Source organism: Cardiobacterium valvarum (assembly GCF_900460955.1).
In the GTDB taxonomy this organism is placed as follows: domain Bacteria; phylum Pseudomonadota; class Gammaproteobacteria; order Cardiobacteriales; family Cardiobacteriaceae; genus Cardiobacterium; species Cardiobacterium valvarum.
In genome coordinates this window covers 1396452-1417910 of sequence record NZ_UFUW01000001.1, presented here as the reverse complement: position 1 = coordinate 1417910, position 21459 = coordinate 1396452, and the positions used below count along the sequence as shown (strand labels likewise).

Annotated in this window: 27 protein-coding genes and 1 pseudogene; all 28 read left to right on the top strand. The window is 57.8% G+C overall.

The genetic code is table 11. The features are described from left to right. Positions 1–104 precede the first annotated feature (104 nt). Positions 105–1388, top strand: a complete 1284-nt coding sequence (locus tag DY250_RS06920) for an AAA family ATPase (protein ID WP_115611658.1) — start codon at positions 105–107, stop codon at positions 1386–1388. A 250-nt stretch (positions 1389–1638) separates the two neighbouring features. Beyond that, positions 1639–2184, top strand: a pseudogene (locus tag DY250_RS06915) (recombinase family protein); the annotation flags it as partial. A gap of 392 nt (positions 2185–2576) precedes the next feature. Next, on the top strand, positions 2577–3248 hold the full coding sequence (locus DY250_RS06910) for a DUF3577 domain-containing protein (RefSeq protein WP_115611657.1): 672 nt from the start codon (positions 2577–2579) through the stop codon (positions 3246–3248). A 723-nt stretch (positions 3249–3971) separates the two neighbouring features. Next, positions 3972–4349, top strand: a complete 378-nt coding sequence (locus DY250_RS06905; RefSeq protein WP_115611656.1) for a hypothetical protein — start codon at positions 3972–3974, stop codon at positions 4347–4349. A gap of 124 nt (positions 4350–4473) precedes the next feature. Next, positions 4474–4647, top strand: coding sequence for a hypothetical protein (locus DY250_RS14000; RefSeq protein WP_172542254.1), 174 nt, complete (start codon positions 4474–4476; stop codon positions 4645–4647). 84 nt (positions 4648–4731) lie between these two features. After that, positions 4732–5379 carry a hypothetical protein gene (locus DY250_RS06900; protein WP_245951060.1) on the top strand — a complete coding sequence of 216 codons (648 nt, stop codon included), beginning with the start codon at positions 4732–4734 and terminating at the stop codon, positions 5377–5379. 91 nt (positions 5380–5470) lie between these two features. Then, complete coding sequence (locus DY250_RS06895; protein WP_115611655.1) at positions 5471–6130, top strand: DUF1281 family ferredoxin-like fold protein; 660 nt, start codon at positions 5471–5473, stop codon at positions 6128–6130. A 70-nt stretch (positions 6131–6200) separates the two neighbouring features. After that, the gene (locus tag DY250_RS06890) at positions 6201–6899 is read left to right on the top strand and encodes a hypothetical protein (RefSeq protein ID WP_115611654.1); all 699 of its coding nucleotides are present in this window, start codon (positions 6201–6203) and stop codon (positions 6897–6899) included. Between the two features lie 417 nt (positions 6900–7316). After that, positions 7317–7679, top strand: a complete 363-nt coding sequence (locus DY250_RS06885; RefSeq protein ID WP_115611653.1) for a hypothetical protein — start codon at positions 7317–7319, stop codon at positions 7677–7679. A 132-nt stretch (positions 7680–7811) separates the two neighbouring features. After that, positions 7812–8351 (top strand): hypothetical protein, encoded by a 540-nt coding sequence (locus DY250_RS06880; protein WP_115611652.1) that lies wholly within the window; start codon positions 7812–7814, stop codon positions 8349–8351. Between the two features lie 80 nt (positions 8352–8431). Next, positions 8432–8611 (top strand): hypothetical protein, encoded by a 180-nt coding sequence (locus DY250_RS13700; RefSeq protein WP_147293479.1) that lies wholly within the window; start codon positions 8432–8434, stop codon positions 8609–8611. A gap of 86 nt (positions 8612–8697) precedes the next feature. Then, entirely contained in the window at positions 8698–9474 is a 777-nt protein-coding gene (locus DY250_RS06875; RefSeq protein WP_115611651.1) for a DUF3275 family protein, read from the top strand. An 8-nt stretch (positions 9475–9482) separates the two neighbouring features. Beyond that, positions 9483–10544: a DUF6094 domain-containing protein gene (locus DY250_RS06870; RefSeq protein ID WP_147293478.1), complete on the top strand. Its 1062-nt coding sequence runs from the start codon at positions 9483–9485 to the stop codon at positions 10542–10544. 76 nt (positions 10545–10620) lie between these two features. After that, positions 10621–11196: a hypothetical protein gene (locus DY250_RS06865; protein WP_115611649.1), complete on the top strand. Its 576-nt coding sequence runs from the start codon at positions 10621–10623 to the stop codon at positions 11194–11196. Continuing rightward, on the top strand, positions 11193–11378 hold the full coding sequence (locus DY250_RS06860) for a hypothetical protein (protein WP_115611648.1): 186 nt from the start codon (positions 11193–11195) through the stop codon (positions 11376–11378). The genes DY250_RS06865 and DY250_RS06860 overlap by 4 nt, the downstream gene beginning before the upstream one ends. 288 nt (positions 11379–11666) lie before the next feature. Beyond that, complete coding sequence (locus DY250_RS06855) at positions 11667–12443, top strand: thermonuclease family protein (protein ID WP_245951059.1); 777 nt, start codon at positions 11667–11669, stop codon at positions 12441–12443. A 334-nt stretch (positions 12444–12777) separates the two neighbouring features. Continuing rightward, positions 12778–13542: a hypothetical protein gene (locus tag DY250_RS06850; RefSeq protein ID WP_115611646.1), complete on the top strand. Its 765-nt coding sequence runs from the start codon at positions 12778–12780 to the stop codon at positions 13540–13542. 133 nt (positions 13543–13675) lie between these two features. Further along, positions 13676–14035 (top strand): hypothetical protein, encoded by a 360-nt coding sequence (locus DY250_RS06845; RefSeq protein ID WP_115611645.1) that lies wholly within the window; start codon positions 13676–13678, stop codon positions 14033–14035. 79 nt (positions 14036–14114) lie between these two features. Further along, positions 14115–14570, top strand: a complete 456-nt coding sequence (locus DY250_RS06840; protein WP_115611644.1) for a hypothetical protein — start codon at positions 14115–14117, stop codon at positions 14568–14570. Beyond that, positions 14567–14947 (top strand): hypothetical protein, encoded by a 381-nt coding sequence (locus tag DY250_RS06835; protein WP_115611643.1) that lies wholly within the window; start codon positions 14567–14569, stop codon positions 14945–14947. Before DY250_RS06840 ends, DY250_RS06835 begins: the two co-directional genes overlap by 4 nt. Before the next feature lie 75 nt (positions 14948–15022). Continuing rightward, positions 15023–15469, top strand: coding sequence for a hypothetical protein (locus tag DY250_RS06830; protein ID WP_115611642.1), 447 nt, complete (start codon positions 15023–15025; stop codon positions 15467–15469). A 149-nt stretch (positions 15470–15618) separates the two neighbouring features. Then, positions 15619–16068: a hypothetical protein gene (locus DY250_RS06825; RefSeq protein WP_115611641.1), complete on the top strand. Its 450-nt coding sequence runs from the start codon at positions 15619–15621 to the stop codon at positions 16066–16068. Positions 16069–16344: 276 nt separating this feature from the next. After that, positions 16345–16662 carry an AbrB/MazE/SpoVT family DNA-binding domain-containing protein gene (locus tag DY250_RS06820; protein WP_115611640.1) on the top strand — a complete coding sequence of 106 codons (318 nt, stop codon included), beginning with the start codon at positions 16345–16347 and terminating at the stop codon, positions 16660–16662. Further along, positions 16659–16994, top strand: coding sequence for a type II toxin-antitoxin system PemK/MazF family toxin (locus DY250_RS06815; protein ID WP_115611639.1), 336 nt, complete (start codon positions 16659–16661; stop codon positions 16992–16994). The genes DY250_RS06820 and DY250_RS06815 overlap by 4 nt, the downstream gene beginning before the upstream one ends. A gap of 105 nt (positions 16995–17099) precedes the next feature. After that, positions 17100–17357: a hypothetical protein gene (locus DY250_RS06810; RefSeq protein WP_115611638.1), complete on the top strand. Its 258-nt coding sequence runs from the start codon at positions 17100–17102 to the stop codon at positions 17355–17357. Between the two features lie 90 nt (positions 17358–17447). Continuing rightward, on the top strand, positions 17448–17633 hold the full coding sequence (locus tag DY250_RS06805) for a hypothetical protein (protein ID WP_115611637.1): 186 nt from the start codon (positions 17448–17450) through the stop codon (positions 17631–17633). A gap of 135 nt (positions 17634–17768) precedes the next feature. Continuing rightward, a complete protein-coding gene (locus DY250_RS06800) occupies positions 17769–20540 on the top strand; it encodes a DUF2958 domain-containing protein (RefSeq protein ID WP_115611636.1) in 2772 nt (923 codons plus the stop codon). A gap of 124 nt (positions 20541–20664) precedes the next feature. Beyond that, positions 20665–21348, top strand: a complete 684-nt coding sequence (locus DY250_RS06795; protein WP_115611635.1) for a DUF1281 family ferredoxin-like fold protein — start codon at positions 20665–20667, stop codon at positions 21346–21348. Positions 21349–21459: the final 111 nt, after the last annotated feature.

Below are 21459 nucleotides of genomic sequence, written 5' to 3'. Positions count from 1 at the left end.
TTGTCATACTCCCCTAATTGGTTGAAGACACAGCAAGCAGGTAAATAGAGCCATCCATCCCAGAATCCAAGGACGCTTACCATTCCTGAGCAATATAGACGTTCATGCATATTTCTCTTCTCTCACTGCAAGATTTTCGCGGTTTTAGAGAACTTTCTTTGCCATTACACCCTAAACTGAATATTGTTTATGGCGTTAACGGAACCGGTAAATCTACTATACTGGATGCAACAGCTATTCTTTTGTCATGGCTGGCAAGCCGTATAAGAATGCACAATGGCAAAGGTAAATTTCCCACTGAATCAGAAATACATAATGATGCGTTGCTAACCCAATTATCCTTGACACTCGGTTGCAAGAATAAACAAACACACTGGCAAATTGTAAAAAGACGCCGTGGAAGGAATATACGGGATGCGAAAGTAAGTCGCACTTCCCTCGTCTTTTTGTCGAACCTGGCTCAGGAAATTCGGGGCAGCAACTTTGCAGAAGGCGAGGTGCTATCCCTGCCCGTATTTGCTCATTATTCCGTCCATCGTGCTGTGCTGTGCCCTAAGGCCAAACATGGCGGATGGAATTTCCTCGCTCCTTTTTCTGCCGACGTGTATGCACTGCCCGGTGATGCAGATTTCCCGGCCTTTCTTGCCTGGCTCAGTGGGCCTGAATGCTTGGGAGAAGAGAACCAGCGCAGAAATAGCCGGTCAGCTGGAAAGAAATCGTCTGTTGTTAAGGAATCATCGAAGCGATCGAGCTCGTTTTTCAGAGCCTTATCCCTGGTGATGCCGGATCACGATCTGCCGGTGCCGCCACAGGGGGCAGACGGGGAAGATGACTTTCGTCTTGCTTTCGAGCAATTGTCAGAAGGTGATAAATGCTTGGTAGCCCTAGTGGGTGACATGGCGCTACGTTTGACTGCGGCCAATCCGCAAAGTGAAGATCCTCTCTTAGGTGAAGGCATCTTTTTGATTGATGAAGTCGACTTACATCTGCATCCGTACCAGCAGCAAACTGTTGTGCCTGGTCTGCTCGCCGCTTTCCCCCACTGCCAATTCTTGATCTCAACAAATTCGCCGTTGGTTCTTGGCTCGGCCAAGGGAGGTCTTTGTTTTTGCCTGGATGAGGGGTCTGACGCGCCGCACAATATTGTTCCGCTTGAAATGCCCTATGGCAAAAATGTGGATCGGGTGTTGCAAGACCAGATGGGGCTGGCAACCACACGCCCACCTCTGGTAGCGGAGTTGCTGACTCGAATCTATCAGGATATCGAGCGCAAGGCGTACACGAGTGCTCAATTCAGAATCGACGCGTTGGAAAGGTTGATCGGAAATGATCCCGAGTTGTGTTGGGTACGTCAATTGATCAAGCGGTGTGAACTATTGGGGAAATGAGTATTGCTGCTAAGTTTGCAAAATAAATTAATTTCTTTGATTATCCATAACGCTATTACTCTGTCCTACGTTATCAGGTGATTCATTATCAACTGTGATATTATGTTTTGACTGTCTATTTAGAGTATACCCTAATTAAACAGAGTTGTTGGTTATTTAAATATGTCTATTTAGAGTCCTTTTCTGATTTTACTGACACATTCCGGAAATAATTTAGGACCCTATTTATACACTTTAGAGGTTGAGCAGCATGCAAGGGCAAAGAATCGGCTACATCAGGGTCAGTACCTTTGATCAAAATTCGGAGCGCCAGTTAGAAAAAGTTGATCTTGACAGGACTTTTACAGACAAAGCATCCGGCAAAAGCAGAGCGCGGCCACAGCTTGAGGCACTCCTTTCCTACATCCGGGAAGGAGATACCCTGATCGTACATAGCATGGACCGTTTAGCGCGAAACCTGGATGATTTGCGTGCGCTGGTGTATGGACTTACTTCGAAGGGCATCCGCGTTGAGTTCTACAGAGAACAATTGGTTTTTGTTGGAGACGATTCACCGATGGCAAAATTGCTTCTTTCTGTTATGGGGGCCTTTGCCGAGTTAGAGCGTGCACTAATTCTTGAGCGCCAGCGTGAAGGCATAGCACTGGCCAAGCAACGAGGTGCGTACAAAGGCCGGAAAAAAGCTCTCACGGTTGAGCAAGTAGAAGACTTACGGCGACGCGCAGCTGCGGGTGAGAAAAAAGTGCAACTAGCCAAGTTTTTCGGGATCAGCAGGGCAACCGTGTACCAATATTTATATCTCCCGGTAAGTCCCGAAACAGGGGAACTACCAAACGCCTTGAGCGAGGCACCCGTTTCCTCCGGTAGCTCAAATTGCCCAGCCGTTATCAGTACAAAACGTGGATAGCTTTGTATTGCGGGGAGGTAGTTCTTACCTCTTGACGCTGGCAGTGATTTTTGCTAGGTTAATGCTAGATGTCAGGCGTAGACAATAAAACGCAGCAAAGCCGGGGCGTTTCGCAAAAGCACCTCATCTTGAGATGTGAAAATCGTCTGTGATCCGGCAACGGCATCATCGCCGTGACGATCGCTTTTCCAAAGTCCTTTTCTTAGGACATTCAACCCAACGGGGTGTACATTTCCCCGTTGTCGGGTTCATGTGCATCCTTTTCATTAACGGAGGTTCACATGAATCAAAATAACTTCTTTGATTTCACCGCTGATGCGGTGGCATTCATCAATGAAATCAAGATACATTGCTCTGAAAAGAGCAAGAAAGGGCGATTCATTGGAATAAAGGCAGCCATTCTCGAAGGTGAGAATGGTGAGAATAAGGTCTTCTGCGACCTTATTGTCAGGGGTCAACAAGCGTTGCAGGTGCTTGAGCACCTGCAACAGGGGTGGCCGCAAGGAAACGGCGGTGATCCAAACTGGCTCGCCGGTCTTAGGATTGGATCGCTGTACGCGAAAGCGTACACCTCCCGCAAGGGAGAGGCGAAGGCGGTTCTGGGCGGTCGTCTTTTGGCCATAAAATGGTTAAAGGTCGACGGTGAGCGTATCGAAGTGCCAGAATGGCGCAGCGATACGACTATTGAGGAAGAACAACCTCAGCGCCGGTCTCAACCGCAGCAGCCACGCAATCAACCCCAGCCCCAGAGACAACCCCAAACACCGCCGCAACGCGAGGATCAAGGGAAGTCACAGGATTGGCAACAGCAGTCTCAACGGCGCCCCCAACATCCGCCGCAAGGTGGGTATCAGGGGCAGCCTCAGCGACATCAGCGACAGCAATATCAACCTGCGCGTTCGCAAAACCCGCAGAGGAGTAGGTATCAGGAAGAGCAAAGCCAATTTGCTTGACCTGAGTTTTCTCGTAACCCCACAGGGAACTCCCTTGTGGGGGTTCCTTGTTTTCACACCTTAAACAGCGTACCTCGATAGCGGGGGCGTTGGAAAAGTTGGCAACGGGAACCATGATTCCCGTTGTATTTAAACTCATGAGCGATGGTAAGGCCGGTGACGGCTTTGCCATCTTCATGTGGTTGATGTGTGCTATCTTATCCAGATAACACAATTGGGTGTCTTCACCGAAGATGCCCTGAGTGTTATCTGCATGTAACCGCCGGCTGAAGCGGAGGGCGGACAAATACTCCAGCTTTGGGCCAAGCCCGCAGTAGTCAGTCATCCGGGTTTCCCGGGTGGCTCCCCAAAGCCTTGTGACAGATGGTTTCGGGGAGCCACAAGCGACCCTTATAGTTGGCGAACTTTACACGCAAAAGAGCCGGAGCGATCGCATAGCATCTGAAAAGATGTGAAATTCGCCTGTGATTCCGGCAACTGCATAATTTATGTGGTGGCGAAAAAACACCTGCTTGACCATGGGATGTAGCATCGGAAAAGCGTATTGGATACCCCCATTATGCTCTTCTGTGCAGGCAAACCCCGTCGGCAGGATTTTGCAAGTAAACCGTGGTTCTGCCACGGTTCTTTCTTATCCTGATCACAAAATCAGGACTCCCAGCGGGAGACACATCCCGCTGGATGCGTCTCCCTTTATCATTTATCTGCATAAAGGAGATATTGATGAAAGTCATCAACCTCACTCAACACACCCCGACCCCGTCTCAAGCGGCCGAGGTGACCTTTATCACCATCCCAGACGAAATCCGGGCTCAGGTGCTCGCTCTCATCACCTTCGCACCGGCTGAGGTGAACTACGAGACCCTCCGTTACCGTGCTGACACCCTGGCGCAAATCGCTGCCAACAGCGGTGCCGACGTCGCCATGCTCGGCGGCGCGCCATTCTTCCAGTCTTTTCTGGAAAACGCCCTGCTCGCGCAAGGCGTGGGGTTTTGCTACGCACTCTCCGAGCGCGTAGCCCGGGATGAAGTACAAGCGGACGGTTCCGTCCGCAAAGTCAGCGTGTTTGAGCACGCCGGCTTCTATTTCTCGCCAGAGTAAGGCGCACCGGCGCTGATATCTGTCGAGCGCCATCTGTTCATCACGCCCGGTGCGTGATGCCACCCGCAGGGGAAATATCCCCAACGGGTGTTTCTCCTGTTTTTCCCAACCCAGGAGAATACCCATGAGCTTTCATTTTCAGTCCGCGTGTCTCTGCGCACGCTATCTCTGCCTCGTCTTTGCCGCCCTGTCCGGCAAGGACGCGTTGCCACTGTTGCTACGCGCCCACGATGTCCTGAAACAGCGGCAACTGCTGATGCAGAAAAAACAGGCTGCGCTGTCCGGCGAGCAGCCATAAAACCTCATAACCCGCTCCGGCGGGTTTTCCTTTCCCACGGGAGACCTTTCCCGTCGGGGCGGTCTCCCTTTTTTGGAGACCGTCATGAACCATCCCCTCGAAACTTTCACCTTCTGCGGTTATACCGTCGAGATCCATCCCGACCACGATGCGGAAAACCCACGCACCTGGTGCAGCAGTACCCTGTGTACCCGACACCGCCGCCGTACTTTCGGTGGCGAGATGCTCCCGAACGCCCCTGCCACCATCGAAGAGGCATTCGCCGAGCACCTGGCTGACAGGGGACTGACCGAGCGCGACGTCATCTGGCTACCGGTCTACAGCTTTGAGCACAGCGGCTTGGCATTAGGCTGCACACCCTTCAGCGACCGCTGGGATTCCGGGCAAGTGGGGTACATCTACATGAGCCATGCCGATATCCGCCGTGAATACGGGGTCAAACGCATCACCCGCCCGACGAAGGTCGCGGTGTATCACCGTCTCGAGGCCGAGATCGCCACCCTGGTCGATTGGGTCAATGGCGAGACCTACTACTTCGCCATTCCTGCACTGGATGATCTCAGCATCGGCAGCTTCTACGGCTCTGACCATGAGGCGTCCGGTCTGCTCGCCGCCGCCCGTTCCGAAATCCGCCATGCCATCCAGCAAAAACGCCGGGCGCATTACATGCGCCTCAAACGGCTGATCCGCGCCGGTGTGCCGCTGCAATACCGGCCGCAGTTCGCGATCTAAGGGCTGCACCGACCGCTTGCCGGTCATTCTTTCACCCACGGGGTATCAGCCCCGTCGGGCAGATCCCCTTCTTTCTTTAAAAGGAGGCTGTATGCCCATGCTCTACCGCGTCAGCAACGACGTTTCTTGTAAAAACACCGAGGCACTGATGTTGCTGCGTGATTTCAACCTGATTGTGCCGTCATCTGCCGCTGACAGCCGGAGCATTGCCCCGACTGTGGCAGAGGCGCTGGAAGGCCTGTGGCAGAACGATGCTTTGACCATTGATCAGGCTGCCGCTGCTGTACACCATCATTTCGATGATTTCGAGACCGCGCGCGAAATCGTGCGGCAAGCCTTCCTGGCCACCATGGCGCGTCCTTATCACGCCGCCGAAGACTTTTTCTCGCTGGCCAACATGCTGCTCTGGGGCAGTCCAAATAATGCGGAGCTGCCCAACCTCGATTTCGATGAAGAAACGATGTCGTTCAACACCGCGCTCGCCCATCCCTTTACCGTCATCCGTCAGCTGTCTTTCCGTTTCCCGGACGACATCTTTGCGGTGACGTTCGCCGAGGAAAACCCCGGCTTCAACACCGGGCGCTACCGCATCCGCAACGGCCACTACCTGGAATACCAGCGTCCGGCCGATGGCTCGACGGCCGCCTACACGTTGACCCGGATACATTGGGGCCTCGATGAGGACTATGTCTTCGAGGATGCGCGTTATCAGCTGCGCAGCCTGACAGAGGCCGCAACCGGCTCTGTCTGAGTCGTTCCTTCACCACCCGCAGGGGCCCCTGCGGGGTGCTCCTGTCTGTTTTACCCATCAGGAGTATTAGATGAATTCCCAAATCCATGATTTGCACGAATTGCACCGGTTGCAGCAGCTGCTGGCCGGCATCCTCACCACCATGCCGGCCGGCCGTCTCGACAGAGACCTGCTGCAGCGGCAGTTACGGGCGGTCAATATCACCCTGTACGAATGCCACCCGGTCAGCGGCGGCTTTGCCCTGTTGCTGGCGACGAGCGCGAAAACCTGGCTCGGCCGTCTCGCTATGAGCGACGGACAGCTGCACCTGACGTTGCTCACCGAACTGACCGCCGAGGTTGATCCGTATGAGGTCATACTCTTCTATGCCGCTCAAGTCGTCCTCTGGCACGGTCGGCCGGGCGTAGAAGACGGCTGGCTGGCCGACGTCGTCAACGCGCACATTGTGCGGGTCCGGTCGGTAGATGCCTACCAGGGCATCGTGCATTATGCCGTGCTGTCTGATGACGACCACAAAAGTTGTATGCGCATCCCCGGCTGGCTGGTGCTGCACCATGCAGCGGCCCTGGATGGGGCCACGGCGGTGCTGGCCGCGATGAGCCGGGATCTGCTCGACCCAGAATGGGTGTTGCGCCGCTACGGCTATCCGGAAGCATGCTGTGAGCCCTGCACCACCTGCTTTGTCTGCGTCAGCGTCGTGATCGGTGCCTACCGTTATCACCTTGACCTCCGTGATGAGACCATCACCCGCATCGAGGCGGTTGACTGACACACCACCCTGCCTTGCCGCCGGACAGTGCCTGACCGGCGGTAAGGCTCCCCACCCGGGAACATCCGTTTACATTGGCAAAAAGCCTTGCTAGACTTTTTGCCAATGCCGACGGGCTTTAAACGTGAGAAAGCCGGCGCGAATGCACAGCGTCATCCGTGACGTCAAACTCGTCTGTAATCCGGCGTCATACCGCAAGGTATGTGACGACTTTACACCTGCCGGCCATGTGTATTCCCCTCTTAGAGGGTGAAGCTACACCGCCGTCGGCAGGATTCGCAAGTACGTCGTGGTCTCCGACCACGGCCTCTTTTCTTTTACCCATGCCGCAAGCATGGGCATCCACCCGCAGGGGAAACCGTCCCCTCCGGGCGCATGGTTTCCCCTGCTTTTTTGTTTCATAAAGGGAGAAAAACCATGCAAACTTCCAATACCCTCAGCACCCGCCAGGTGATAGAAACCCTCGCCGCCACCCGCCTTGACGGTTTCGATGGCTGCCTTGCCTCGTATCGGGACAAGGCCTGGGTCGTACTGCCTAATGGGCAGACACGAACCCTCCCCCTCGCATACCGCGAGGAGTACGGCAGTAACTATCAGGAGCCGTACGAACGGCCCTGCGATCCGGACGGCATCGCCCGTCTGATGCGCCGCGCCGAGCGCGTCGTTATCCAGTACGAAAACTGCCAGGATGGCGGTTCAATTGAGAGCATAACGCTCTACCAGCGCTGCACGGACAACCCGCACCGCTGGGTAGAGTCGGTCGAGTTTCCCGAAGATTAGGGAAACCGGCCGCCACCGGGACAGTCATCCGGCTGCCCCCCCCTCTTCATTCACTTACCACCCGTAGGGGAACCCTCCCCGGCGGGGAACGGTTCCCCCTGCTTTTTCTTTTTTCACCGGAGGAACCTGACTATGCCCGGCAGTTTCAACATCTCAACAAGAGTAAGCTGCCAAAATACCGCAGCAATCCTGCTGCTACGGGATTTTGACCAGATTATCCCGATGCCACCGCACCTGAAGCGCCTGCCGGATCGCTGGTTGTCTCAGGAACGCCGCGACTGGCAGCAGGAACATTGGGGGTTTGCACGTACCCCCGGGTTTTTCACCTTCCACCAGGCTTCGAGCCGCGTCTTCCTGCGCACCAGCGAACAGGCCCCGCACTGGATCATCGCCACCCTCAGCCGCCAGTACCCGGACGATATCTTCCGGGTCAGCGTCGCCACAGAAACTATCGGCTGTGGTTGCAGCACCTACGCCATCAGGAACGGGACCATGAGCGGCAAGCAAGTGCTGCCGGACTATTCCCGCGAGGCCTATGAGCTGGCCTTTCAGCACTTCCCCCTGCGCCGCTACGGCTACGTCTATTCGGCGACGCTCGGCACTTACCGGGAACGGGAGCCGGCAGAGCTGGCCCGTATCGAGCGCATGCTCCACGAGATCGGCCTGATCTGACTGCTTCTTACCCGACACGGGGCATCACCCCGTGAGGTGGTTCCCCGTTTCTTCTTGTCCTTTAACCCGGAGAACCACCTATGCGAAATATGCGCCAACTGGTGAACGGCTGTTGGGCGGTCATGCCGCCTTCCTGCCCGACGTCCAGCTTGACCAGCAGCGTTTACCCGGCCAGCGTGCCGGAAACCATGCCGCAGCCAACCGCTGCCGGCGATACCCCGGCCGTAACCGTACTGGATGGCAAGTCCGCCGGACGGTAGCCGGATAATTTTCTGCCATTAGGCAGCTCACCCAAACGGGGGAACTCCCCGTGGGGTTCCTCCGTTTTTCTTATCGGAGAACCCCCATGTCCTATCCCCAACATTTCCCTGCGTCCTACCCCACTGCAGACGAGACAGCGGAGGCTACACCTGACGGGCAAACCCTGGTGCCCTTTACGGGGACCTTGCACGTCAAGCTCATCAGCGGCCGTTTCGGCCCGTTTCCGGTCGGCACTTTGTACACCACCGTCGGTTCCTTCACTGTCCGCGACGAGTGGCTGCAAGAACTGGACGAAGGTGAGCATGAAGGCCTCTTCCAGGTCGCGGAACTGCTGCTCTACAGCTACCGCGCCTACGGCGAGCAGCGCACCTGCATCCGCGCCGTCATCAGCAGTTACACGCTCTTCACGGCCGGTGCCGAAGAGGAGGCTTACCTCGCGCATGACGCCGCCAATGACGGCTTCATGCCGTATACCGATGACAGCGACTGTTATATCCCGGAGACGGATGTATCAAGCTCCACACTGCCAGAAACGTCATCGGACGGCGTGGGCGCAGCATGCCCGGGCGAGGCCAGCGGCGGAAACCGCGCCGCAGTGCCGTCACTACCGGAGGCCACAGCTGCGGACGACGATATGTCCGTCACACTGGCCGCCTACGAGGATGAAAACGTGCGGCTGTTGCGCGCTTTCCTTGCTGGTACCGAGCGTGAGGGCTGGTGTTACGGCGATCCCTACAAGATCGACACCACAATAGGCAGGGCGCATATCGCCAAATGCCGTGCCGCACTGGATGCCCTCGGCTATGTCCTCGACACCCGACGCCAGTTGTGGCTGCCGGCCGATGACGGGGGTGTCCTATGAGGCAGCTCATGCACCCGCGCGTTGCCCACAACTACGCCAAGCAGGGGTACTATCCGACTGATGACGGTACCCTGCGCGGCATTGATCACCTGCTCGCTAGAAGCGAGCAGCCCCTGAAATTCCTCGACCCCTGCTGCGGCTGTGGCGATGCCCTAGTCTATCTTGCCCGGGGCGAGCGCTTTCCGTTTGCCACCTGCTACGGGATCGAGGACGACGTCGAGCGTGCCGCCCTGGCACGGCAAAAAATACGGCAACTGCTGCAGGGCGATGCCCTGGATAGCAAGGTCACGACCGGCGCGGTCGACGTGCTCTTTCTAAATCCGCCCTATGGCTGGAGCCTGCGCGACAGCGAGGCCGGCGAAAAGAGCGAAAAGCTCGAACATCGCTTCCTACGCCATTTTTACCCGGCTCTGCATGCCGGTGGCCTGCTCATCTACATCGTGCCTGAGTACAGCGTTGATAAAGACTGCCTCGGCTGGTTACAGGCCCGCTTCGAAGATATCGGGGTATGGGCGGCCGCGACCGACCGCTTCAAGCAGATCGTCATCGTCGCGAAGAAGCGCGCCATGCCCGGGGCTGCAGATAAAGCGCTGCGAACCCAGTTTGAGCGCTGGCAAGCCGGCGAGGAAGCCTGGCCGGTCTTACCGGACCAGCCCCTGGACCGCTACGTCACCAGCGACAACAACAAGGCCCTGCACATGCAGGTAACGGATCTGGATGTCGCAGGGGTCACTGCCGTGCTCGCCGAATATGGCGGCCTGTGGCAGGACTTCAACACCCGTTTCGGCGTTAGCGATTCCGGGATGGCCATCCGTCCGGTACACGACCTGACCGACTGGCATACCAGCCTGCTCATCGCCTCCGGGATCGTGAGCGGCCTGGTCGACAATGGCCGGCAACGGCTGCTGGTCAAAGGCCGTACCGTCAAAATGAAGACGGTCAGGCAACGTGAGGATGAGAACGGCGAGATTGTCGCGGAAGAACACCGCGACCGTTTTGAAACTGTGATCAAGGCCATCGACCTCACCCCGGATGCGCCGACCTACGGCGACATCCTCATCATCAAATAACGGCGCAACGCGCCGCAACCCGCAGGGGTACCCCTGCGGGGGTACTCCCTTGCTTTCTTTAAAACGGAGTATCCCTATGTCATACCAAACCCCCACGGCGGCTACGTCCGCTCGCCAGGTGCTGCCGGTTGAGAATTTTCCCGGTATCTTTTGCGATGCCTGGGTCCTGCACGGCAGTGACCTGGTCTTTGTTTCCCTTATCGGCCGGGACGGCAAGATTATGTCGCTCTACGGCAATATCGTGGCCGGCCTCTGCAACGCCCTGCAAGTGGACGGCCGCCGGCTCGAGATCCGCAAGGAACTGGACAAACGGCAGACCAAAATGCCACCCACTTGCCGCTACGGCAAGGACTGCGTCCATGCCATGCTCTATGCCCCGATCATCGCCGGCAACAGCACATATCATCAGGTGCTGCTCGGCAATACCGGGGATGACGAGCTCTGGTCGGTTTTAAACCGTCTCTCACCGCTCGGCTTGCTGCCGCATTGGCGTACGCCGCTGCTAGCTGCCTTGCGCGAGACCGACATGATCAATGCCCTCCCCTCACACGGCGTTGACGCCTGTCTGCTCGATCTTGGTGACTACAAGCGTTATCAGCAGCTCGTCACTACCCTGATCAAAGACGGTCGTCTGACCGGGGAGGCCGCATGAAGCATGTACCTGCCATGTTCTGCTCGGCCCTCGCCATCGAGTTGCTGGCCCAGACGCTTACCAGCGTCTTCAGCCTGCGCGTGATCATTGCCCTCATCTGTGTCAGCGCCCTGGTGTGCTGGTATCACCATCAGCCCTCGCATCACCGTCCCTGGTTTGGCGATGATGACGACTGGCTGTAACCCTACGACCCGGCTCCGGCCGGGTTTTTTCTGCCTGGTCATCGTCTGCCGCATCTGTCAGCACGGTAACCCGGCCACGCCGCCCGGCGGTGTGGCCTAACCTGACACCGTGCTATACTTGGGCAACCATGAACGGTATCTATGAACTCCTCCATCGGAACAGGTCCCTCCTACCTGTTTCCTCCTCCATCATTCCCGGCCTTAGAGCCGGTTTTTTTTTGTTGCGGTGCCGGTCGGTAGCTTTGCCGCCGGACTGACGGAACGCCACGGCCGACGCAGCACCGTATAATGACGCAACCTGCCGCGATCGGCGGGCTTTTACCTTGTCTTGCCGGCTCGCGCCGGTTTTTTATGACCCATCATCCAGAGGAGGAGGACATGAAGGGATTACGCTGGCTGCTGACGGCAGCACTGGCCGTTAGCACGGACGCCCAGGCCTATACTATTGAGGGGAAAGTCGTCGGTATCAGCGACGGCGACACCCTGACCGTGCTTGATGCCGGCAAAAAGCAGCACAAAATAAGATTGGCCGACATTGATGCGCCGGAATCAAGCCAGCCCTATGGCAACCGGGCACGGCAGCGCCTGAGCGAGCTGGCCTTTGGCAAGCAGGTCGTGGCCGACTGCCGCGAACAAGACCGCTACAAGCGTGATGTTTGCACGCTTACCGTGGACGGGACCGACGTCAACGCCGATCTGGTCGCAACCGGTCATGCCTGGGTCTACAGCCAATACAACCGGCGAGATGACCTGCCGGCGATCCAGGACGAAGCCAAGACAGCGGCTAAGGGTCTGTGGGGACAACCCGAGGCGCAAATTGTTGAGCCCTCGCAATGGCGGAAAGGCCAAAAAGAAGTACAGCTGCAGGTACAGCAAGCGAAACAGAAAAAGGGCGGCAAGGCAAAAGCGGCCGTCGGCGCCGATTTCGGTAGTTGCGGCAGCAAGCGTTACTGTGGCGAGATGCGTTCTTGCGCCGAGGCGCAGTACTACTACCGTCAGTGCGGGGTCAGCCGTCTCGACGGGGACAAGGATGGTATTCCGTGTGAAAAGCTCTGCGGCAATTGAGGCGCAGCGGCTACCGACATTACACAGCGCACCCACAACCCCGAATCCAAACCGCCGCACCGCCGGCGGTTTTTGCTTGCGCCGCAAAGCGGCGGTGCTATACTCAAACTCAACAGTTGGCGAACTCAAAACGCAAAGAGCCGGCGCGAATGCACAGCGTCATCCGTGACGTCAAACTCGTCTGTGATCCGGCAACGTCATCCGTGTGATGGCGTGACGACCTGACTCTACACGCTGCCACCACCCGGCAGCATCACCCAACCCGCAGGGGCAACGTTCCCCTGTGCGGCGCGTTCTCCTGTATTTCTTTTTTGTTTTTTACAGGAGAAAAACCATGGTCACTTATCCCAAACCCACTTTTACGTTCAAAACCACCATCGCCATCGATGGCGACCTCATTAGCCGGCTGGTAGAAGAAAAGCCCTCAGACGAGCTAGAGAGCCTCATTGAGGCGAGGAAGGGCAAGCTCTTGGCCCGCCCCTCCGCCTATTTGTCCTATGCCAACGCAGACGGCGAATGGCTCTACGCCTTTTATGAGGCGCTGGAGCGCCTGACCGGGCCGGACTACCGTGTCCTGTTGTCAGAAGAGGCCGTCACCTTCCTGAATGACTTGGCTCCGGCTGCGCGTGCGCAATTACGTCGCAATAGCCGGTATTTTATGGAAAAAATCAGCCTCTTGGTCGATGTTCCCGACTGGGAAATCTACTATCCCGAGCGCCGGCTGGAGCAGCTGGCTGCGGCCTTCTGCCGGGTGCAGCTCAAGAATGACCGGATTTTCCAGGCCATGCAAAGCGAGCTGGACAGCATACGTGCGCAACTTCGCACGCTGCCGGTGCCGGATGATCCCGAGCCGGACCGTCTGTTTGGGCCGGATGAAGAAGAAATCTTCAGCTGGCAGCTTCCCATGCTGCCGGAAGCCCAACAACAACGCTACCGCCGGCTGGTGGTACTGGTGGATAAACGCGAATGTCAGTTGTATGACAAACAATTTGATCTTTGCGATTATTGTTGGGTTCTGACGGGCCAAAGCCGTTTCCCACCGGCACTCATAGAGGAACGCAACGCCGCCTACTGGCGCGTGTATGCCTCGCATCCCTAGCAGCCCATAGGCCGCCTTCATCCACCCGCAGGGGCACTTCCCTGTGGGTGGTGCCCCTGTTGCCTGAACCGGCCACCCGTCGGGGCGTCTCTCTTGCGGGGGCGTCCCTGTTCATCAACTCAGAGGAGGGCAGATGACCTTTTCTATCCCCAATGCCGATCTCGCCTATCTGCTGGACGGCTACCTCATCGACGAGGAAAACTACCGCCGCGTCCTGGACAGTGTCGTCCGTGACCCGGTCAATACCGTCTGGCTGTATCAGCGCAACCGGGACGATATTCTTGCCTGGCTGTCCCGGCAAAATGTTGCCGATCAGCTGGGCGCACATCTCATCCGGGACGACCGGCTGAAAGAAGGGTTGGCACGGGCGATTAGCGCCATGCTGCATGACCCCGAACAGGCCCGTGCCGATTTACTCTACCGCTGGGCCTGCGATCGCTGCTCGCCCAAGCAGCACTCAACCGACGGAGATGGTACAGCCACCCTGGCTTGAACCGTCTTCCTTTTCATCCACCCTGTGCGGGAACATCCCCGCCGGGGATGCTCCCGCCTGTTTCAACCGGGAGTTTTTTATGCACACCCCAACTGCAACCTCTCCGCGCTTTGTGCCGGAAACCCGTGACGGCCGCTTGCTGCTGTCTTTGACCTTACCCGCCGACTGCCCGACCCTGGACGATGTGATCCTGCCGGATTCGGGCGCACTGCCGGTACCGGATGCGGTCATCCGCCTTGATGTCGCCCGGCTGGCGCAAGCCATTGACCTGCTGCGTGAACACGGCGACACCCTACGCTACTTGGGCATCGCCGCCGAGGTCAAATCAGAAGGCTTTGAGGGGTACCTGATCCGTCCCTATGTGCATCTTTCCGTCTTCCCCGACTATATCGCGCTCGATTTGCTTTTTCAGGACGAATGGGCGGAAACATCGGCGCAATACTTTTTCGATATCGGTGCCTGCTTTAGCGTGCCGGAACGGGACGTACCCGGCTATCTGGCCGGCTTATTGCGGCAAGACGGAGACGGCGCATGACGACAGAGGCTGTTTTTGCTCATGCGGATCTCGCCTATCTGTTCCGCGACGTGCCGCTTGCGGCGGATGGCTATGTTGACCAGGTCGATGATCTGCTCAGTGATGGCGTTGTCCGCTGGCTGTTGCTGCGCAACCGGGCAGCGATTGACCACTGGCTGCGCGAGCAGTCCCTGTGCCGGTTGCTGGACCATTTCCTGTTGACGGATAGCGGCGGCGGTCTCGCCGCCGATGTGGCGTCCCTCCTCTGCACCGTCCTCGATGACCCGCAATACGCGAGGCGCAGTACGGTGTTTTGCTGGGTCTGCGAACAAGTGGAGTCGGCCCTGACACCGCACCTTATCGCCGCCGACGGCCAGTCAGCCCGGCAGCAGCGCTGATCTTTTTTCTCTTCCCCCGCACGGGCGTTTTCCCGGCGGGGAAGGCTCCCGTGCTTTTTTTCACCGGAGTCTGTTATGAACACTGCCATCCCTGTCACCGAACCCGCCTTCGTGGTTTCCGAAAAGAACGGCCGCTGCGTCTTGCGGCTGGCATTGCCGCCGGGTGCGTCCCTGCTGGCCGATGTCGTGCCTCCGCACGACGATGCCCTGCCGCTGCCCGATGCGGTGATCGACATTGACGTGGCGCGTTTTGCGGCCGCCCTCGCGGTCTCGCAACGCGAAGATGCTCTTCTGCATCATGTCGCCCTGCGCATCGATGTTTCGTCCGCCGGTTTTGCCGGCGACATCCTCTCGCCCTGTCTCTACCTCTTCACCGGGTCCCAGCTTGACCTGGAGCTGCATTTCTACGATGCGGCCGTCGACGGGAACGGGGAGTATTTTCTCGACCTGAGTCAGTGCTTTCCCTTTGCGGAGGCGGATGCCCTGCAAGCCTGGCTGGAGAGCCTGCCGGCACAGGCATAAACCGATCCCTTCCTGTTACAGCCCGGATTCCGGTCCGGCCTGAAGCAGCCCTGTTTGTCCGGTCCGCCCCGGCGGACCATCACCCCCACGACGGGAGTCTTTCCACGTGGGGAGGCTCCCGTGTTTTTCAACCCTGCACAGGAGCCTTTATGTCCACATCAACCACTGCCCCGGCGGCTCTTTTCCTCCCGGTACACGAAGACGGCCGTCTCTGGCTGCGTCTGGAACTGCCGGCGGGGTCAGCCGAACTGGATCAGGTTTACATGTCCGACCCCAACGATCTACCCTTGCCGGATCTTGTCATCGACATTGATGTTGCCGCGTTGCAGCGCATCCTCTCGGTGTTCTGGGAATTCCGGCAACACCTTTACGACCTTGCCATCCCGCTCGGCATGACCTCGGCAGAGTTCGGCGGCAAATTAAAACTGGCGCGGCTCAGGCTGTGTCCCTATGTCGATGACCGGGCTATCCTCAGCGCCTGTTTCACCAACGAGTGGAGCGGTACCGAGTATGCCCTGGATATTGGCCAATACCTGCCGGTGGCGGTTGACCGCAACCTGGCATGCTATCTGGCCCAACTTCAGCAGAGTCCGGCATAACCGGCCAGCCAACCGCCTTCCGGGGCGGTTTTTTCTTGCCGGGTGCCGGTGCTATACTCGCCCCTAGTAGTTGGCGAACTCTAAACGCAACAGAGCCGGCGCGATCGCACAGCACCCGTACGCGGGTGTCAAACTCGTCTGTAACCCGGCAACGTCATCCTCGCGATGGCGTGACGACCCAACTCTACCCGCGCTGCCACCACCCGGCAGCATCACCCAACCCGCAGGGGAACGCCCCTGTACCGGGTCGTTCTCCTGTTTTTTTAGGAGAACACCATGAATTTCTTCATCCATGGGTTATACTTCGGTAAAACTGAGCCGGAGATTACCATGCCATCCATCACCATCCGCAAGAGCGGCAATGCCAACATCGTTGCCCTGCCGAAAGCCCTGCTAGAACAGCTCGGTGTCGGCATCGGTGATCATTTCGATGTTGCCCTGCAAGACGGCGCGATAGTCCTGAGTCCGTCCAGGGCCAAGGTCAAACGTCTGAGGCTGGAAGAAATTCTTAAAGGGGTTACACCCGATACCTTCCAGACCGAAGAAGATCGCGAGTGGATGGACATGCGCCCCGTCGGGAGGGAGCTGCTATGAGCCGCTACATTCCCGCCAGAGGCGACATCATCTACATTGATTTTGACCCAGCCATGGGACGTGAAATCCAGAAACGCCGCCCGGCGTTGGTAGTCAGCGACCAGCTGCTATCACGACTGACCGGCTTCGTATTGGTATGCCCGATAACCTCCACCATTCGCGGCAACAATGCCGAGGTGGCCATTGATGGCGACATCATTCGTGGCGTGGCCATTTCCATCCAGCTCAAATCATTAGATTACCGTGAACGTAATATTGAGTTCGTCGAAAAGGCGGACCAAACGGTGGTCGAGACGATGAGCATGTTGTTGCAAGAATTGGTCGCCGTCTGATCTTTCGCACCTTCCGGTGCCTCTTCCGCGTGTCTTGGGCACGCATCCAACCCGCAGGGGAACGCCCCTGTCCGGGTCGTTCTCCTGTTTTTCTAGGAGAACACCATGTCCAACTACATCTACCATCAAGACCCCAGCCACGGCTGGGTAGAAGTGCCCATGGCCGAATTGCGCGCTCTGGGTATCGCCGGACGCATAAGTCCCTGGTCCTACCGGGACGACGAGACTGCCTACCTGGAAGAAGACGACGACGCGTCGCTCTTCCTCGACACCATGCGTGCGCGTGGTACACCGGCCGAACTGGTCGTGCTCCGCCACGAGTATTCACCCGTTCGTAACTACCTCCCGTACCGGGCCGATTAACCTCCCGGGCCGCCGTGCCCTCACCCCACGGGGAATACTTCCCCGCCGGGTGGTGTTCCCCTTTTTCTTTTTCCCGAACTGGAGAACACCATGGAAATCCAAATCTCGTTTCTCGGCGACGATAGACACGATGCCGACACCACCACCCGCGCCACCCGCTTCGAGCAGGCGCTGCGAGCACGCCTCGCCCAAGACTTCGGGCCGGGCATTGTCGGTTTGATCACAACTAACCCGGCAGACGATGCCAATTCTGTCACGGAAGACGGGAAGCCGTAACCGTTGACGTCAACCACTACTCGAGCCGTATGCGGCCCGAGCTGATTCTGGGCTCTGCCCAACATCCCACAGGGGAACACTTCCCCTGTGGTGGTGTTCCCCTTTATTCATTCCCAATGTTCAAAGGAGAACACCATGTCCGATACTATCAACGTAGCCGCTGTCAAACCTACCAGCATGGCTACGCTGCTTTTCACCCCACAGCAAATCGCCACCCTGCATGCCAACCACCAACGGCACTATGCTGAAGGTCACGACCCCATGCCGGTCGTACATTTGGCTGTCCCCGGGCACGAGCACCATTGGCTCTTGTCGGAAATCGATGATGACATCGCCTTCGGCCTATGCGACCTAGGCATGGGATTCCCTGAGCTGGGTTATGTTGACCTGAACGAGATTGTTGACGCCACCAGCTCATTCGGCATTCCCTTGGTCAACGATCCCGACTTCCGCGCCACCGCCCCGCTCTCAGTGTATGCCCATCATGCCCGCCAGGCCCGACGCATTGTCCTGGATTGGGACGATATGCCGCCAAGTGGAACCACACCTGCCGTCGCAAGCGAGGGTGGCGAACCTCTTGGCGACGATGCCACGACAGTGGCCCTACCATCGGCTGAGGATGAAAAGCCCGAGGATGATGAACATGTCATGCCGCTGGCGCAGTTCCTCACCGACTTTAGCACGCCGCTGCTCGAGCAGATCAGCAAACAGACACCGGTCCTCTATGACGGCACCCATGCTCCCTGGCAGGATGAAGTCCTCGCCAGTTTGCAGCGTCAACCCTTTGCCGCCCAGAAACACCGCATTCTTGCCTGCTATGCCGGGCTGGTCGAGCACAACTTGCCGGCAATTTTTTTGAACGGCGAAATGGGCACGGGCAAAACCATGATGGGCATCTGCGTCTCGGCGCTGATGCAGCGTGGTTTCTCCCGCAAACCTGTCCTGGTGATTTCACCGCCGCACCTGGTTTACAAATGGCGGCGCGAGATCCTCGACACTGTGCCGGACGCGGTGGTTACCGTTATCAATGGCAGTAACGCCATCCGCGAGCTGCAGCTGTTCCGCAAACGTCTGCGTGACATCACGCAGAGTGGCCGGCCGCACTATCTGGTCATCGGCCGTGTGCGGATGCGCATGGGTTTTTTCTGGCGGCCGTCCTACTGGACCCGTCCCTACCGTTTTATGGCCACACTCAGTGACGGCAAACAACGCCTCGAGAGTTACCCGGCCATCGCCTGCCAGCATTGCGGCAGCTACTGCACCGACAGCGAGGGTAGACCGCTGCACGCCGGCGGCAGCTGGGGCAAGGAACGGCGCGAGCATTGCAAAAATTGCGGTGCGGCGCTGTGGACGATGCGGCATCAGGATAACGGCGAACAAACGCCGGAAGATCGCCTGCGCAAGTTCCTCGGTTCCCTGCCGGGCATCGGTGCGGCCACCACGACCCGCCTGCTCGACACCTTCGGCACCGAGACGCTGGAGACGGTCATCGACGATAACATCTTCGATTTCGTCAACCTGCAAACGGCCGACGGCGGTTTCTTCTTCAACGACCGTCAGGCCGAGCGCCTCGAAAAAGCCTTGGGGCGGCAAGAGTTTGCCCTGCGCAATGTCAGCTATCAGCCGTCCGAGTTCGTCAAGCGCTTCTTTCCGCGCACGGCGTTTTCCCTGGCGCTGGTTGACGAAGCACACGAGTACAAGAATGCCGGCTCTGCCCAGGGGCAGGCCATGGCCGTGCTCTGTGACCGTGCTGACAAGGTGCTATGCCTCACCGGTACATTGATGGGCGGCTACGCCTCCGACCTTTTCTACCTCTTGTTTCGCGCCATGCCCGGCGTCATGACGAAGTTGGGCTTCGGTGTCGCGAAAAACAACTCGCTTGCGGCCTCTGAGACCAATTTCATGCGCCATTATGGTTGCTTGATCGATATTGTGCACTTGAACCAGGAAGGTGAGAGTTTTCAGACATCACGCGCGAAAAAGTCGACGACGTCGTCACGCAAAGCACCGGGATTTTCGCCACTCGGCATAGCCCGCTTCGTACTGCCGTATACGGTGTTCATGCGCCTCAGCGATCTGGGTGACAACATCCTGCCGGACTTCACAGAAGAAACGCGCGTCATTGACATGCCGGTCTGGATGGCGGATGCGAACCGTTCCCTGACCCAGCAACTGCAAACGGCATTGCGTGAAGCGCTGGCCCATCGTGACAATTCCCTTACGGGGGTGGTCATCAATGCCCTGCTGCGCTGGCCAGAAACCTGTTTCCGCGACGAAAAGGTCGTGCACCCGCACGACAAACAGGATCTGCTGGCGCAACAGGCCGCGCTATACGACGCCGATACGCCGACGCCGAAGGAGGCAGATGTGATCGAGCTATGCCTCGCCGAAAAGGCCTTGGGCCGGCGTGTCATCGTCTATACCACCTACACCGGCGGCCATGACACCTCAACCCGGCTGCGCAATCTGTTGCAGGCCCATGGGTTGAGTGTGGCGGTGCTGCGCTCAACCGTTGGCAGCGATGCGCGTGAAGACTGGATCAACGACCAGGTCGAACGCGGTGTGGATGTCCTTATCACCAATCCGGAGCTGGTGAAAACCGGCCTTGACCTGCTCGCCTTTCCGACGCTGTATTTCATGCAGACGGGCTACAACGTCTATACGGTCGCCCAGGCCTCGCGCCGCAGCTGGCGGATCGGGCAAAAAGAGGCCGTCAAGGTCTATTACGCCTGTTATGCCGGTAGTGCCCAGGTGCAGTGCATGGAACTGATGGCGCGCAAGATCAAGACCGCGCTGTCCACCATGGGGGTGATGCCGGAAACCGGACTCGACGCTTTGGTCGAGGAGGGAGACGGCGAGAACTCCATCACGGAAGCGTTGGCCAAGCAGCTGCTCGGCCGCGCCTAACCCACCGGCCGCAAGGCCATCATCGGCGGTAACGCCACCACCGGGTCACAAGACCCATTCCCTGACGGGGCAGTCCCCCGTTGGGGGATTGCTCCTTTTTTTCATGCAAACAAAGGAGTTATTTATGCCAAATTGGGTAGCCAATTCTGTCCGCTGCGACAACCTCGAAGTCCTTGGCAAGCTGCGAGACTTCAACCGCATCATCCCGATGCCGCTGGCACTGGAAAAAACCGAGAGCGGCTCGAACAGCGGCCATTACGAAAGGCTGATTTTCGACGGTCTGTCCTTTCGGGACATCATCCAGCCGGAAAATGCCCCACCCAGTTTCCTACGTTTCGGGCAAGACGACTACGGCAATACTTACAACATTTGCCGGCCCATGCCGCTTGCCGAGTGGCTGCCCCTGGCACGCCGCTATCACCTCTGCCGCAGCCTCTACGGTTACGCGACCTGGTACGACTGGTGTGTAGAGGAGTGGGGTACCAAGTGGAACTGCCATGAATACCGCCTAGAAGACAGTGACCGCTGTACCTTTGAAACGGCTTGGGCACATCCGGGCCCCATTATTGATGCGCTGTCACGGCAACATCCGCAGCTGACGTTTGAAGTCCGCTACGCTGATGAAGACCTCGGCAACAATGCTGGTCGCTACACCATCAAAAATGGGAAGTGGTTTGATGCTGGCTGGGTACTTGACGGCAGCCGCGAAGCCTACGAGATTGCTTTTTCGTTGTGGGGCGGTGAGGAAGAATACCGCTGGGATGGAGCGCAACACCGCTACGTCTATATCGATCACGACCATGACTGAGCTACAAATAAAGCGCCTACGGGCGCTTTTTTTAGTCGTACATCTGTGCGAATGACTTCTGGAAGCGCTAGCAGAGCAATCCGGGGAATCTGCCGGACAGGTAGTCGCTAA

Bases quoted from the DNA above. Each gene is read 5' to 3' on its own strand.
- DY250_RS06920 (WP_115611658.1), top strand. From the start codon at position 105: ATGCATATTTCTCTTCTCTCACTGCAAGATTTTCGCGGTTTTAGAGAA.
- DY250_RS06910 (WP_115611657.1), top strand. From the start codon at position 2,577: ATGAATCAAAATAACTTCTTTGATTTCACCGCTGATGCGGTGGCATTC.
- DY250_RS06905 (WP_115611656.1), top strand. From the start codon at position 3,972: ATGAAAGTCATCAACCTCACTCAACACACCCCGACCCCGTCTCAAGCG.
- DY250_RS14000 (WP_172542254.1), top strand. From the start codon at position 4,474: ATGAGCTTTCATTTTCAGTCCGCGTGTCTCTGCGCACGCTATCTCTGC.
- DY250_RS06900 (WP_245951060.1), top strand. From the start codon at position 4,732: ATGAACCATCCCCTCGAAACTTTCACCTTCTGCGGTTATACCGTCGAG.
- DY250_RS06895 (WP_115611655.1), top strand. From the start codon at position 5,471: ATGCCCATGCTCTACCGCGTCAGCAACGACGTTTCTTGTAAAAACACC.
- DY250_RS06890 (WP_115611654.1), top strand. From the start codon at position 6,201: ATGAATTCCCAAATCCATGATTTGCACGAATTGCACCGGTTGCAGCAG.
- DY250_RS06885 (WP_115611653.1), top strand. From the start codon at position 7,317: ATGCAAACTTCCAATACCCTCAGCACCCGCCAGGTGATAGAAACCCTC.
- DY250_RS06880 (WP_115611652.1), top strand. From the start codon at position 7,812: ATGCCCGGCAGTTTCAACATCTCAACAAGAGTAAGCTGCCAAAATACC.
- DY250_RS13700 (WP_147293479.1), top strand. From the start codon at position 8,432: ATGCGAAATATGCGCCAACTGGTGAACGGCTGTTGGGCGGTCATGCCG.
- DY250_RS06875 (WP_115611651.1), top strand. From the start codon at position 8,698: ATGTCCTATCCCCAACATTTCCCTGCGTCCTACCCCACTGCAGACGAG.
- DY250_RS06870 (WP_147293478.1), top strand. From the start codon at position 9,483: ATGCACCCGCGCGTTGCCCACAACTACGCCAAGCAGGGGTACTATCCG.
- DY250_RS06865 (WP_115611649.1), top strand. From the start codon at position 10,621: ATGTCATACCAAACCCCCACGGCGGCTACGTCCGCTCGCCAGGTGCTG.
- DY250_RS06860 (WP_115611648.1), top strand. From the start codon at position 11,193: ATGAAGCATGTACCTGCCATGTTCTGCTCGGCCCTCGCCATCGAGTTG.
- DY250_RS06855 (WP_245951059.1), top strand. From the start codon at position 11,667: ATGACGCAACCTGCCGCGATCGGCGGGCTTTTACCTTGTCTTGCCGGC.
- DY250_RS06850 (WP_115611646.1), top strand. From the start codon at position 12,778: ATGGTCACTTATCCCAAACCCACTTTTACGTTCAAAACCACCATCGCC.
- DY250_RS06845 (WP_115611645.1), top strand. From the start codon at position 13,676: ATGACCTTTTCTATCCCCAATGCCGATCTCGCCTATCTGCTGGACGGC.
- DY250_RS06840 (WP_115611644.1), top strand. From the start codon at position 14,115: ATGCACACCCCAACTGCAACCTCTCCGCGCTTTGTGCCGGAAACCCGT.
- DY250_RS06835 (WP_115611643.1), top strand. From the start codon at position 14,567: ATGACGACAGAGGCTGTTTTTGCTCATGCGGATCTCGCCTATCTGTTC.
- DY250_RS06830 (WP_115611642.1), top strand. From the start codon at position 15,023: ATGAACACTGCCATCCCTGTCACCGAACCCGCCTTCGTGGTTTCCGAA.
- DY250_RS06825 (WP_115611641.1), top strand. From the start codon at position 15,619: ATGTCCACATCAACCACTGCCCCGGCGGCTCTTTTCCTCCCGGTACAC.
- DY250_RS06820 (WP_115611640.1), top strand. From the start codon at position 16,345: ATGAATTTCTTCATCCATGGGTTATACTTCGGTAAAACTGAGCCGGAG.
- DY250_RS06815 (WP_115611639.1), top strand. From the start codon at position 16,659: ATGAGCCGCTACATTCCCGCCAGAGGCGACATCATCTACATTGATTTT.
- DY250_RS06810 (WP_115611638.1), top strand. From the start codon at position 17,100: ATGTCCAACTACATCTACCATCAAGACCCCAGCCACGGCTGGGTAGAA.
- DY250_RS06805 (WP_115611637.1), top strand. From the start codon at position 17,448: ATGGAAATCCAAATCTCGTTTCTCGGCGACGATAGACACGATGCCGAC.
- DY250_RS06800 (WP_115611636.1), top strand. From the start codon at position 17,769: ATGTCCGATACTATCAACGTAGCCGCTGTCAAACCTACCAGCATGGCT.
- DY250_RS06795 (WP_115611635.1), top strand. From the start codon at position 20,665: ATGCCAAATTGGGTAGCCAATTCTGTCCGCTGCGACAACCTCGAAGTC.